General features: G+C 51.3%; 9 protein-coding genes. 2 read left to right on the plus strand and 7 right to left on the minus strand.

From position 1 onward, the window contains the following. Positions 1-100: 100 nt before the first annotated feature. Positions 101-3,841, minus strand: a complete 3,741-nt coding sequence (locus PT279_RS03020; protein WP_277165332.1) for a hypothetical protein — start codon at positions 3,839-3,841, stop codon at positions 101-103. Between the two features lie 150 nt (positions 3,842-3,991). Between PT279_RS03020 and PT279_RS03025 the strand changes: the two genes are divergently transcribed. Both PT279_RS03025 and PT279_RS03030 read left to right on the plus strand, forming a co-directional pair. Further along, complete coding sequence (locus PT279_RS03025) at positions 3,992-4,459, plus strand: hypothetical protein (RefSeq protein ID WP_277165333.1); 468 nt, start codon at positions 3,992-3,994, stop codon at positions 4,457-4,459. Further along, positions 4,450-4,755 carry a hypothetical protein gene (locus tag PT279_RS03030; protein ID WP_277165335.1) on the plus strand — a complete coding sequence of 102 codons (306 nt, stop codon included), beginning with the start codon at positions 4,450-4,452 and terminating at the stop codon, positions 4,753-4,755. Before PT279_RS03025 ends, PT279_RS03030 begins: the two co-directional genes overlap by 10 nt. Positions 4,756-5,468: 713 nt before the next feature. On the opposite strand, the gene PT279_RS03035 is transcribed toward PT279_RS03030, so the two are convergent. The 6 genes from PT279_RS03035 to PT279_RS03060 form a co-directional block, all read right to left on the minus strand. After that, the gene (locus PT279_RS03035) at positions 5,469-6,311 is read right to left on the minus strand and encodes a phosphatase PAP2 family protein (protein ID WP_277165337.1); all 843 of its coding nucleotides are present in this window, start codon (positions 6,309-6,311) and stop codon (positions 5,469-5,471) included. Between the two features lie 336 nt (positions 6,312-6,647). After that, positions 6,648-8,687 (minus strand): ribonuclease J, encoded by a 2,040-nt coding sequence (locus tag PT279_RS03040; protein ID WP_277165339.1) that lies wholly within the window; start codon positions 8,685-8,687, stop codon positions 6,648-6,650. 158 nt (positions 8,688-8,845) lie between these two features. Beyond that, positions 8,846-9,757, minus strand: coding sequence for a 4-hydroxy-tetrahydrodipicolinate synthase (dapA, locus tag PT279_RS03045; RefSeq protein ID WP_277165341.1), 912 nt, complete (start codon positions 9,755-9,757; stop codon positions 8,846-8,848). A 152-nt stretch (positions 9,758-9,909) separates the two neighbouring features. Further along, the gene (dapB, locus tag PT279_RS03050) at positions 9,910-10,662 is read right to left on the minus strand and encodes a 4-hydroxy-tetrahydrodipicolinate reductase (RefSeq protein ID WP_277165343.1); all 753 of its coding nucleotides are present in this window, start codon (positions 10,660-10,662) and stop codon (positions 9,910-9,912) included. A gap of 142 nt (positions 10,663-10,804) precedes the next feature. Next, positions 10,805-12,160, minus strand: a complete 1,356-nt coding sequence (locus PT279_RS03055; RefSeq protein WP_277165345.1) for an MFS transporter — start codon at positions 12,158-12,160, stop codon at positions 10,805-10,807. A gap of 331 nt (positions 12,161-12,491) precedes the next feature. Further along, positions 12,492-13,193 carry a GNAT family N-acetyltransferase gene (locus PT279_RS03060; protein ID WP_277165347.1) on the minus strand — a complete coding sequence of 234 codons (702 nt, stop codon included), beginning with the start codon at positions 13,191-13,193 and terminating at the stop codon, positions 12,492-12,494. Positions 13,194-13,381 lie beyond the last annotated feature (188 nt).

The raw sequence follows: 13,381 nt of genomic DNA on the forward strand, positions 1-13,381 counted from the left end.
GTTAATTTCAAACTGTTAGGATAATTTTATTATGATGGATGACTTTCATGAGTTAGTCAATAGACAAATAGATGGATCAAGATTCAGACAACATCCACTATTATAGGATAAACCATTGGGTATAAACAAGATCTTCGAGAGACTTCTTAAGATCATGTGTGGCACCCTGAGCAAAGTGGCACTTGGCCCGGGTTGATAAATTACTGTTTTCAATAATAGAAAGCAAATCCTCTATCTGTTTTCTATTCTCCATAATGGGTTGGTAGTTATCAGAGTGATGGTCAATCTTCCTATCAGAGGAACGTTCTAGATAATAATGGCGCAAAATGTCACCAGCCAGATTCGACTCTTCGGCAGATGCATCAGCTATCAGCGTCTCAAAATAGTATTGAATATTTGCACCATTCGGAAAAGCCCTCTCTGAATGGAATAACGCAAGCAAAATGTTTTTCAATTCATTGTCCTCTTCTTCCGATTTCTCTTCTTCTGATTTATTTTGCTCCTCTCCCAACTCATTCTCTTTTAAACGACGGCGGCAATTATCAATAAAGTCAGCAACATTCTGAATTTCCATATCTTCGGGACTGAGCTCAAGAGCTGTGCTCAGAGTCTCCCATGTTGCTCCAGTCCCAGCTATATCTGCCAATATTTGCGCCAATTCATTATCATCACCGGTATCCTCAAAGGCATCACGCTCATTAGAACTGACCCATTCCAAATACTTCTCAAAATTCTCTGGCTCTAACGTCATTTCATAAATATCTTGAGCAAAAGTATCAGCGTCATAGTCTTTTGCACAGAAAAGCCTTTTCATTTGTTGATGATAGTCAGAGTTATTGAAGAAGCCTTTCAACTTGTTCAAAGACGGCAATAACCCGCTTGAATCACTTGTTGCCATATAGCGAAGATTCTTTTCATTATATTCATATAAATCATTGGCAATCAGCATATCCTGAACCGACTCAGAAAAAATCGAAAGATCCTCGACCGGCTTTAAAAGGTTATCCTCGCCCTGGAACCAAAGCGTGACCAATGCCTTCATGCGATATTCGTTGTCATGAGAAAGTCCGAAATCAGATTTGTTCTGAACGTCTGTAGCATCTAGGGAATCAGGATCAATCAAACCTTGGACGGGTAAATCTTTTGTCAAAAATTCAAAATCACCAAAATGATCCTGAATATACTCACTTACATCGCTTATCTGATCTTCATCAATAAAGGTGTCATCATTCTCCAATACGCCAATGGCATCCAAATAATTATCTCCCAATTTGAGATTACTAAGAGCAGCATTCATATACTTGAGTCTCAGTTCCTCATTGTCTTTTTCCCGATCAAAAATATAAAAAAGAATGAAGCTATCTTCATAGGCAAGAGCCCGTAAAACCATTTCATGCTGGCTCTCGTTTTCCGGCTTTTCCGCTGCAAGATAGCCGTCCAAAAAGGCATAATCCTGCCAATCAAGCATTTTCGAGATTTGCTTGACCAGTTGACTAAAATAATGGAAATCGTCAGAAGTTTTCGATTCTGCCAGATAATTCAGAATATCATAGTTGAGCATTACCGGAGATTCGAAAAGCGCATCGGCAGAATAAGTCGAATCTTCCCCTATTCGTTCTACGATTTCTTCAGCAGACTCGTTGCCTAAAGACAAATCGTATGCAGGAATATTCCTATCAATATAATGATGGAAGAAATTCCTTACTGCGGAACCATCCAAATTATCAGGAACCATCGAGTACAAGATATAGTCTTCTGCTAGCCATCCATTAGAAATTAATGCATATATGAGTCCGTTTGAGTTTCCATCAGAAACCTGAGTGACAATATCTCTCAGCGACACTTCTTGAGTATTATGGATTTCACCTTGTTGAGCATTCTTAATCGTTGTTTTGTATTCATCATGTTTGATCACATATTCAAAATCAGCAGTCAGCAAATCATGCCGCTTCTCCGACAATTCACTTCTCCGATTTTCCAAACGTTTGCACTCGTCCTGATTGAAATGAGATATATTTAAATTCAAATCCATGAGTTTGCCAAGCTGCTGACGGGTAAGCATAATCCCAATATCTGAAACACCCTTAACAGAAAAATTAAGTAGAGTGTCTGCCGACAGTTTATATAGCTCCTCCCAAAAATCGATTTCCTCAAGACCCGAATCACTAATAGATTTAGACTTTCCCTCTACACTGTATGAAACATCAAGCGAGATATTCGACTGTTTCGTTATTTTGGATAACACTTCTTTCATGTTTTTTGCAAGCCGAGAAGCATAATCCTTTTGAGAAGAGTCCTGATAAGCACTGAGCTTTTCTTCAAGAATCTTTATCTGGTCCTGTTGTCTTTGGCAATTGTCCTTTACGATTTCCCGGTAAGCCGAGTACACACAATCCAATTTGCTCTTATGGGCTTGCAGGTCGTCGATATCAGAAAGAAAAATGTTCTTATATATCAGAAAGCCCAACAATCGAGAATATTTGAGACCAGTCTCATACTCGTTAAAACTAATATCGTCATTCTCTTTTGCTGAAGTAACCAACTGTTCTAGGATTTCTTCTCTTTGCATATTCTGTCCGGAGTGATCTTCTGAACTGGAAAGCATATTGCTATACGCATCTTGAAATACTCGAGCATAGAGAACATATTCGTTTCTTATATTAAGCAGAGTCCGATTATCAGGTATATATTTTGCAGTGGAACCAACGACCTTGTCAATGAATTTAGGAAAACCTGTAAAAACTTTCAAAGCTATCTGACTGGCATTTTCAGGAGAAACAAACGGAACGACCGAAATAATGAGATCGAAAAATTTTGCAAGAGGGAAAGATCCCAACCCCTTATTATCGCGATAATCCTGGTCTGGGAACACGCTGTCCTTGATGGCATAAATAAAACGAATCGGCTTTTCTCTATTAATATTTTTATTTAGGACAAGATTCAACTCACGCAAATCATCAAAAATTTGTGGTTCATCGAATCTGTCAAGATCTTCAAATATAACTATGTATTTTTTGGTCTCGTCGAAAAAATAGACAATTTCATCAAGATATTTATCGAAGTAAGAATCATTCATATCATCGTCTACAAACGACGCAGAGGTTTCGCCAAAAGCGACCGAAGCCAGATGGAAACGCCCAGCATAATGTTCAATCAGCATTTTTATAACTACGCCGAAAAATGTGAAAAGACCTAACAAAACCGCAGAATTAACCGCCAACGAAGTATACCCGTTCTTGGGGGCGATCCAATCTTCAGGGAACAAATGCAGCAGTTTCTGATACCATCCGAATTCAATAAAAAGAAGTAGAATAGCAATACTGCCTAATCCACTATAGATCCAGCTCTTTTTATTTCTATTTACCGCGCTTGGCCTATGAAAACGAGATAATGGGATGTCTTCCGGATCCACGCTATAAATCAGCTGCTTGACGATTTCTTTTTGCAAAAGATTCGTTTTCAGACTTGTACGGCCATCGGATTCAACATGCTCACCATCTTCGGATTTTTCGCTATCCTTGCCGTCCTTGTTGGCAGAGCCCTCTCCAAATCCCTCCACATTCGGGCTGGTTGTTTCAGATGCTCCGGCAGCAAGGGAAGCAAGCGATATTTGCACTATATCGCCCTGATGATTCTCGCTGAATTGCCCAAGCACGCTGCTTTTGCCGGAACCATAAGGACCGGAAAGAGCAATGTTCCGTATTTCAGAATCGTTAAGGGCGTGATCAAGCTGTTTCACATAAATCTGATGATTGTCTTCATCGTACTTTGGATACAACGGATGCAATTCCAAAGCCGGAACTTCATCGTCAGCACTTTTCGCATCGTCATCTTTACTCATAAACCTAAGTCTAAAAGAACTGGAATACTTTCATGCGAATAGGATTATCCCACGCATTACTGCCTCAATGGTACAAACAATTTTTAATGGTCAAGGATTGCCATATGCTGAAAGCATGGGGAAAATTGGAGAAGTTGGGTTGTGCAGACAATGAATATCACGTACGAACGCTCAGGATGTAAGCAGTTCTTCAAGAAGCATCGCGACGACGAGAAAACCATCAAAGCCTGCATCGAAAACGCACTGGACGTACAGCTAGAAACGGGCATGTCGAAGGTCAAGCGCGCAGTGTCGGCGCGGGTCAATGGTCAATGTGTCTATGAATTTCGCGTCAATCTCAAACGTACTGGCTCGGCTCGCGTCGCCTTCATCGTCAATGAAAACGATAACCATGGCAACGGCAATCACCCTTCCTATGAAAAGAACAGCACTTTTAACGAAACCAGCCCCAAAGAGTGCGATAGTAAAAACTCAAGCAAGCAAGAAACCGGCAAGACAAGTCAGAACATGAAAAACGACGGAAACGTCACTGTACTGTTCATCTCTTCAACCTTGCAGAAGGACGAATTCACCCGCCTGCTCGAACACAATCTGAAGGAGGCCGGGCTATGCGACTGATCCCCGTCAAACAGGCGCTGAGCATGATCGAGAACGCAGCGACGACGAAATCGGAGTATAGGAAAATCACGTTGCTGACCGCGAAAAAGGACCGCTCACTATGCCTCGAACACGGCGAAAACGGTGTTATTCTGCATGAGCAGGGCTACCGCGACGAGAGTACCACTTTTGCAGGGAACGCCCCCGATTCCGAGTCCGCTTTCGAAGCCACCCGCCAATGCAAGCACGCCGTCAAACAGGCGTTCAAGCGCGAATTCCCCCGCAGTCACAAAGTCTACGTATCAGCGGTGAAATAGCAACCCACATAAAAGGCGGCAGATTGCTCCGCCGCCAACCCGCCTCGCTACCCGTTACGGCAGCGAGGTACCGGCACTATTCTATCCTGCTGATTGCACACAGCAAACAAATCAACAGGATTGCCGCAGCGACAAGTGAGCCAACCTTGCGCACGATCGTGAGCAACACCGTTGTCACGAGCCAGCAGAGCCCGGAGTTCCCAGGCTTATTATTATTATTATCGGATGCCATAATTGGCCTCCTTCGATATAAACGTCAGCCGGCCTTATGGTCTCGGCCGGTCGCACGCACGTTTCAGCTCTCCGGTTCGGGGATTACCTGCCGCGTACGTGCGGCATTACTAACGTGGCACACAACAACTTGAATTACAAATTAAAACGACAATATCATTGAAAAATCAAGATTTCTTTATATCGGAATCAAGAAACCTTGAGAAAAGTTGTAGATTCCAGAGGACCGTGATACGCTCAAAACATCGGTCGGAGCCGGTTCGCTTCGAGGCATTTGCCCGGGTCACTAAAAGCTTCGCCTCGTTGGGCTTCACCGGTAGGGCGGTCTATTATTCCGTCCTATTGATATAAACGGATTTGTGCGGGTCGTTGGCTTCGGTTGACGATTCGCATAAGTTTTTCCGCATAAATTTTAAATCAAAAACGGCAACCACCGAAATTTCGGTAGCCACTGCTTTTCAATTAATTACGCAAGAACAAATTCACGCGAGTTCGTATTCTTGCGGATAGTGCTGTGATAATTGCTTGAGCAACAAGTAACGGACCAGCCAAAGGGCGAGGAACGGGAGCGCAAAACCGACGGTGACGTCGGAGAGGAAATGGGCCCCCTGCATCATGCGGCTGAACATGACCACCAGCGCGTAGACCAGCGCGACACCGTAAACCATGCTTTCCTTGTTTTTCCAGCGCGGGTTGACCAACGCAAGCAGGCAGAGCGACAGGGTTGTGCCGGCCCACTGGGAATGGCCCGAGGGAAAGGATTTAATATTGTCAGCTGCCGTCACCGCTGAGAGATAATGCTTGCCATTGGGATGATACCACGGCGTAAACAAGTCGAAATTGCCTTGCATCGCACGGAAACGAACGCGGCCCCAAACGACTTTGGCTACCTCCAGCACGCCCAACGAGCATAGGAACACCGCCACAATGGCGATGCCGGCCCAGCGGTAGCGCTGCTTCAGCTCGTCGGGAATCCTGTAAACGATGCAGGCAATGAGCACAGCAACGATGACGCCGTAAGCCGCGCCGAATATGTGGCAATATTTGTAGCACAACGCAAGCCCTACAAGCGTCGCACCAAGGTAGATAAGACCGGAAAGTATCAGCTTTGTCAGATTTTCCCTGACCAATGCATAGGTCCAAAATAACAGGGCTGCACCGATCATCAGGACGGTCGCGCCGATGAGGGGTGCCAAACGTTCGAAGAAAACCGAGAAACCGTTACCGGGCATGTAGAGCGCCTGGTCGATACGTAAATCGGCGAACGTGCCAATAATGAGCAGCACCAATGCACCGATCGCGGTGGCTGGAAATATCTTTTTCATACGTTATTCCTCGTGGTTTTGGTGATTCCAGACGGCTGCCGCATGCACCTTTCACCGTTTGCGCTTCACGACAATTTCAACTTAATTTCAGCTTCAGCGATATGATGCCGGAGCCGAACCTCATACCAAATTCAACAGTCTATTCCTCCCGAAGCCCCAAACCCTGAACGTATAGCAGAGGTTCGGGAAAAGTTCACATAGCCATATAACAATTTCCCCGGCAGGCGCGAACCTACCGGGGAAATTCACAAGATTTATGGCTCTACGCCATGTAATCGGCACCGGACGAAATTACATCGCGCAATTTCATCGTGTCCAGCGCCTCTGAGTCCGACCTCACTTGCCGGACGGGGTGCCGTCGATGACGTCGTGGGCGATATCGGCGACGACCGGGACGATCATCGGCTTGCGGTGAAGCTGACGGGAGACCCAGCTGCCGATCGTGCGGCGCATAATCTGCTGGAGCTTGTGAGTGTCGTGGGTGCCCTGCATCATCGCGTCCTCGAGCTGCTGGACAATCTGGTGACGCACGTTCTCGAATTCGCTTTCGTCCTCGGGCATGGCGTTCAGGTAGACCTTCGGGCCAGAGATGACGTTCTTGGTGTCGGTGTCGACCACGGCGAAGGCGGAGACGAAGCCTTCGGTGCCAAGCACCTTGCGCTTCTCGAGCTCTTCGTCAGTGAGCTCGCCGACGGTATCGCCATCGACATAGACATAGCCGCACGGGACAGAGCCGACGACCGCGGCCTGACCATGGTAGAGATCGACAACATCGCCGTCCTCAGCAAGCACGACATTCTTCGGATCGACGCCGGTCTTGACGGCCACGAGTCCGTTGGCGACCAGGTGGCGGTTTTCGCCGTGAATCGGCATGACGCACTTGGGCTTCAGGATGTTGTAGAAGTAGGTGAGCTCGCCTTCGTTGGAATGGCCGGAGACGTGAATCTTCGCGTTGTCGCGGTTGACCACACGGGCGCCCTTCTGCACGAGTTTGTTGATCATGCCATAGACCTCGTTCTCGTTGCCGGGGATGAGAGAGCTGGCCATCACAACGGTGTCGAACTCGTTGATGGTGATGTCGCGGTGGGTGCCGTCGGCGATACGGCCGAGCGCGGCCATCGGCTCGCCCTGCGAACCGGTGCACATGTAGACCAGCTTGTTGTCCTGGATGTCCTTGGCCTTCTTGAGGTCAACGACGGTGCCTTCGGGGATGTGCAAGTAACCGAGATCGGCAGCGATGGACATGTTGCGCACCATCGAACGGCCGACGAAGACGACCTTGCGGCCGACCTTGTGTGCAGCGTCGACGACCTGCTGTACGCGGTGGACATGGCTGGAGAAGGAGGCGACGATGATCTTGCGGGTAGCTTCGCTGAAGGCTCGCTCGAGCTCGGGACCGATGGTGCTTTCCGGGCGCACGAAGCCGGGGACTTCGGCGTTGGTGGAATCGACCATCACGAGGTCGACGCCCTTCTCACCGAGCTTGCCGAACTCGACCAAGTCTGTAATACGATGGTCGATAGGCAGCTGGTCGAGCTTGAAGTCACCGGTGTCGATGACGGTGCCGGCAGGCGTGCTGATGCATACGGCGAGCGCGTCGGGAATCGAGTGGGTGACGGCAACGAATTCGAGGTTGAACGGTCCGACCTTGATCTTGTCGCGGCCATCAACTTCCACACAGCGCGGATTCTGGTGATGCTCCTCGCATTTGGCCTTGACGAAAGCGAGCGTAAGCTTCGAGCCGATCAGCGGGATATCGGGGCGCAGGTTCAAGAGGTAGGGCACGCCCCCAATGTGGTCTTCGTGGCCATGGGTCAAGACGAGCGCTTCGATGTCGTCAAGCCTGTCCTTGATATAGCTGAAATCAGGAAGAATCAGATCAACGCCGGGCTGCTCCTCATCAGGGAAGAGTACGCCGCAATCGACCAACAGCAGGTGGCCGTTGTATTCGATCACGTTCATGTTGCGGCCGATTTCGCCGAGGCCGCCGAGCGGCACGATACGCATGGAGCCCTTGCGGTACTTCGGCGGAGCGATCAGTACAGCGTCCTGATTGGGCGAGGTTCCCGGAGTGCGAGAGACGGCGCGCGGGTTGGAACGGCGGTTGTTGGAACGGCTGCCACCGCGTGTATTGCGCGATGAATTGGAGCTGCTGGCTCGACGGCCACCGGAACGCGAGGAACCACGAGATTCCGAACGTTTGGTGCTTGAGCTCGTACGCTTCGCACTCGTTTTCTTTTCACCGCTTTTGGTGCTGGCGCCACTACGTTTTGTCGTTTTCTCTGCGCTCGCCTCGCTTTTGCGGGCACGTGCCTTGCTGGCGCTGCCACGGCGATGCGTGGTCGACGCTGTGGTTTTTTCTTCTGTATCTGTCATATCTATTACTGAACTTCTGTTTACTTAGTGTCTGCACCTGTGCACAGACGAGGAATAAAAACAGCGGAACCAAGCCTACGGCCGCTTATCGGCCATTGGCTTCCCCGCTGCAATGAGTGATGCCTTTGTCTTGTCTGATTGTCAAAACCGCCTAAAACCTAGGCATCCAAAATACCGGAATCGACCATGCCTTGATGAGCACGCTCAAATTCAGACTCCCCCGGACCAACGTTTGGCAGACGCATCGTGGTTTCGTCAAGCCACCCGCGCTCATGCAACGCGGCCTTGGCCATAACCCCTTGGAATCCGGTACCGTTGATGGCATCGACCAGTGGGGCAAGACGAACTGCAAGACGCTGGGCCTCGTGGATGTCTCCCCTATCGAAAGCATCGGCAAGCTGGCGCATCGGGTTCGATGCGACGTGTGCAATGACGGAGATAACGCCGACAGCTCCTATGGAAAGGAACGGCAGGAACAACGCGTCGTCACCGGAATACCAGGTCAGACCGGTTTCCATACGCTTGCGCACGGATCCCGCGATGTCGCCCGTCGCGTCCTTCACGGCCTTGATACGGTCAAGTTCGGCAAGGCGACGGTAGGTTTCCAATGAAAGGTGCACACCGGTACGTCCGGGGACGTCGTAGACGATGATCGGCTTGTCCGCCGACTCGTTGACCGCCTGATAGTGACGGAAAATACCTTCCTGTGAAGGACGGGAATAATAAGGGGCAACCACCAGCACCGCATCGGCGCCGGCTTCCTGCGTCTGCTCGACCATGCGCACGGTGTGGGCGGTGTCGTTGGAACCCGCGCCGGAAATCACCGGCACATCGACGGCGGCCTTGACCACCTGGACGAGCTTGACCTTTTCATCCATGTGGGTGACCGGCGATTCACCGGTCGTACCGTTGACCAACAGGCCATCGGCACCGGAGGCGACAAGATGCTTGGCCAATGCCACGGATGCTTCAAAATCAACGGAACCATCACCGTGCATCGGCGTCACCATCGCGGGAATAACCCGGCCGAACGGCGCACGATCAAGTAGATGCATAGAAGACTCACTCATACCTCAACGCTACTTCTCGGGTGGGACGGTTATCGGCAAGTAATAAACAAAAATATTGCAATGCATATCACCCCTCCCCGAACACGCAAAACCGCCGGATACAGGCTTGCCCCGCACCCGACGGCATACCAATCGGATTCGCCAGCGATCTCTCAAAGGTCAAGGAAGGCATCGAGACCAACGGTCAGGCCGGGATGGTCGTCTGAGGCGACGTTGCGTACGGCCAGCAGGACGCCCGGCATGAACGAGGCTCGATCGAAACTGTCGGCACGGATGACCAGCTGCTCGCCGGTGTTGCCCAAGAGGATTTCCTCGTGAGCATTGAGGCCCTGCAGACGCACCGCATGAACATGGACGCCATCAACGGCCTGACCTCGGGAGGCCGCCTCACCTTGAGTACCGTCGGGCATTGGCGGGCATCCGGCATTTTTACGGGCCGTGGAAATCGCCTGCGCGGTGTGGATGGCGGTGCCGGAAGGCGCATCGACCTTGTCGGGATGATGCAACTCGATGACCTCGGCGGACGTGAAGTACTTGGCGGCCTCGGCGGCGAATTTATCTGCCAGTACCGCGGAGATGGCGAAGTTCGGGGCGATGAACACGGCTTGATCTTGCCGAGGGGCGTTGGCGAGTGCGGCCTTGACCTGATCGAACTTTTCATCGGTCCAGCCGGTGGTACCGACCACGACGTTGACACCCTGCGCGACAAGCTTCAGCACGTTGCCCAGCGACGAGGTCGGGACAGTGAACTCAACCGCCACGTCCGTATTGTCGGGCGTGATGGCGGCGATATCGTCGTTCTCGCCAATTTGCTGCGCGATCTGCGTATCGTCCGCAGCCTTCACGGCCTCGACCACGCTGCCGCCCATGCGCCCTTGTGCTCCAACTACCGAAACTCTGATCATCGTCAATCCCTACCTTCATGTTTTGATGTCTTGAAATATCCTATGAATATCGTACCCCGAAACCGCATGCCGAAAACTGGAATGTTGTCCTTTCAGCCATATTCCGGGCAAACTTGATTCTGTTACGGATGATTTCTATCGATTATGAATTATGTTTGCGCGCCAGGAACCAGCCCAATACAGCAAGAGGAACGGCAGCGAACGTCGTGGCTATGGGCAGCAACAGACCGACGTGGGGGCTCGAGACATCGAGCACCATGCCGGCCAGCGACGAACCGAAGGACGTGCCGACCGAACCGGCAGTGGTGACCCACGAAAGGCCTTCGGTGAGGCTGCTGGGCGGCACGATGTCTTTGACGATAAGATTGCCAGTTGCGAAAAGCGGCGAAACAAACAGGCCAGAGAGGACCGAGGCGATTGCCAGCAAAATGAGGTTGTCCATCGCCAATCGGCAGAAGACGTATCCAAAGGTGAGCAGGGTGAGGAAAACCACCATGTGCTGCCAGTTGGAGCCTTTGGGCTTCTTCGAGCCGAAAACGAACGCGCCGATGCAGGAGCCGACGGCAAACATCGCCAGCTGCAAGCCGAGCAGCTGCTCGCGTCCGATGGCCTTCATCATCGCGGTGACGGAAACGTCGAACTCGTTGAAGCTCATGTTGAAGACGACGAACACGACCAGAAGCGGAATGATGCCGGCGTAAAGCAGTACACTTTTCGGCTTGGCCGCATGCGTATGCAGCTGGTGAAGGCTCACTCCATCCTCGTCAAGCCGGTGGCCTTGTGTACCGCCAAGGTTCTCGCTCGCCGCTTTCACATCCTCATCCGCAGAGGACGCAGCAACGACCGACACGGTTTCGATGACGGGGGGCTGGGTGTCCTTCAGGGAGAAAAAGACCGATCCGCCGACGGCACAGGCAAGGGTCGGCACGAACAGCTGTGAGACGGGGCTCACCGAAGTCGCCAAGAACGCGGCGAGGATCGGCCCCAAGATGAAGACCATCTCGTCGATGCCTGCCTCGAGCGCATAGGCAGTGTCGAGCAGATCGGCATCCTTGGGGTCACGCAGCGCGTAGGCCCAACGGGTGCGTACCAAGGCCCCGAACGAGAACTGCGTCAAACCCATCAAAATCGCCAGAATGAAAAGAATCGGGATAGAGACGCGGGCCCAAGCGGCAATGGCGAAAACCAGCATGAACACCACGGAAAGCCCCAAAGCAATCCAGCCGACCTTATGCTGGCCGAATCGGTCGAAAAGACGGGCGTAAAGCGGCGTAACGGCAGCGACGGCAAGAATATAGACGGCGCTCATCGTGCCGGCGACCGTCCAGTTGTTGTACATATGGTTCAGCGCCAGCACGATTCCCAGACTCATCATCGAAATCGGAAGCCTCGCCACCGCCCCGGAAATACAGAACGCCTTGGCACCGGGTATCGCGAAAAGCCGCCCGTACGGCGACCCGTGACGCTGGTTCGACACACTACGACCTGTATTGCTCACTGCCTACCAATCCTTCCCAATACGTTTTTCGGCGACACTCACAGCATCAAAATCGCGGTTTCCGAGGCCGAAACACCAAATCACCAAAGCGGATGCCAACCACATAATTCGATACTTTTGATGTATATATCCAGTCTATCCAATCGGCTCGGACGAAAAGCCTGCAGCGTAACCTTAGGGTTCCGGACAAAATAGAATCATGGAATAGCACACCAAATATACGAAAAGCGGCACTAGGCCGCCTTCCGAAATCCGGTGAATGCAAACGATGCCCGGTGACGGACATCATTGACATTACGCCAACGATACTTTCATACCGTTCTCTTACTTATCATTCCGATACGGTTTTCGTCACCTTATCGGGAACGCCGGCGTAGATGAACATTTTTTCAGGGGCCGTCTGCGGATCGCGGCCGTCATCCGGGTGACGCTGCTCTTCACGCTCGGCGATGCGCTCCATGCCATGACGATCATAGAAACTGACATCGCAATCCGAGTCGGTATGCAGATAGAACATCGGCGCATGCGAGCGCTCGAAATACTCCATCGTCCGGCTCCACAGCGCGCCTCCGACGCCCTGGCCGCGGGCGGCGCGAGCGACCAGGAAAAGCTCGACCTCGGCCGGAGCCTTGTCGTTGATGCTGGTCTGGCGCTCCATGCGTCGTTCGATCTCGAAACCAAGCTCCAAATCCACGAGCGCCTTATGCCCGGCGGGAGTGGAGTTGAGCCGTTCGTCGATTTTTGCCATTTCCTTGAACGTATTGCCGAACATGACCGGCTGGCCGGCGACTCGTGAAAGAACGACCCCCATGAACTCGCCGTTTTTGTGTGCGATCTCACCGCGGGTTGCAGGCTCAATGTAGTGCAAGACGAAATGATAGGAAAGCAACATCGAAAGCTTTTTGTCGTTGCCGATGGACGTGTAATGGCCCCAAGTCTCATCGAACTGGCGGGTGATGGCCTCAACATCGCTCCAGATCATCGGGGAATAGACCACTCCGATTCCGGCATCACCGTTCGCAACATTCTCCATGTGTTCGTTTCCCTCCATAGTTCCTACGCCCTGCCTCCGTCGGCCCCTACCGACACAAGATCCGCTTTGCAGCCAAAACCCTCAAAAGAGCCAAGTAGAAAAAATCAAAGCCACTACATCATACCCATATGCCGTTACGCTACGAGCCATACCCGCAGTATCGGTGTCTTTGGAAGCCTGCCAAGCGA

Origin of the sequence: Bifidobacterium sp. ESL0784 (assembly GCF_029433295.1) — a bacterium.
GTDB lineage: Bacteria > Actinomycetota > Actinomycetes > Actinomycetales > Bifidobacteriaceae > Bifidobacterium.

What these genes read in the sequence shown, in the direction of transcription:
- PT279_RS03030 (WP_277165335.1), top strand. Translation starts at nt 4,450, where the DNA reads ATGCGACTGATCCCCGTCAAACAGGCGCTGAGCATGATCGAGAACGCA.
- PT279_RS03035 (WP_277165337.1), bottom strand. Translation starts at nt 6,311, where the DNA reads ATGAAAAAGATATTTCCAGCCACCGCGATCGGTGCATTGGTGCTGCTC.
- PT279_RS03025 (WP_277165333.1), top strand. Translation starts at nt 3,992, where the DNA reads ATGAATATCACGTACGAACGCTCAGGATGTAAGCAGTTCTTCAAGAAG.
- PT279_RS03020 (WP_277165332.1), bottom strand. Translation starts at nt 3,841, where the DNA reads ATGAGTAAAGATGACGATGCGAAAAGTGCTGACGATGAAGTTCCGGCT.
- dapB (WP_277165343.1), bottom strand. Translation starts at nt 10,662, where the DNA reads ATGATCAGAGTTTCGGTAGTTGGAGCACAAGGGCGCATGGGCGGCAGC.
- dapA (WP_277165341.1), bottom strand. Translation starts at nt 9,757, where the DNA reads ATGAGTGAGTCTTCTATGCATCTACTTGATCGTGCGCCGTTCGGCCGG.
- PT279_RS03040 (WP_277165339.1), bottom strand. Translation starts at nt 8,687, where the DNA reads ATGACAGATACAGAAGAAAAAACCACAGCGTCGACCACGCATCGCCGT.
- PT279_RS03060 (WP_277165347.1), bottom strand. Translation starts at nt 13,193, where the DNA reads ATGGAGAATGTTGCGAACGGTGATGCCGGAATCGGAGTGGTCTATTCC.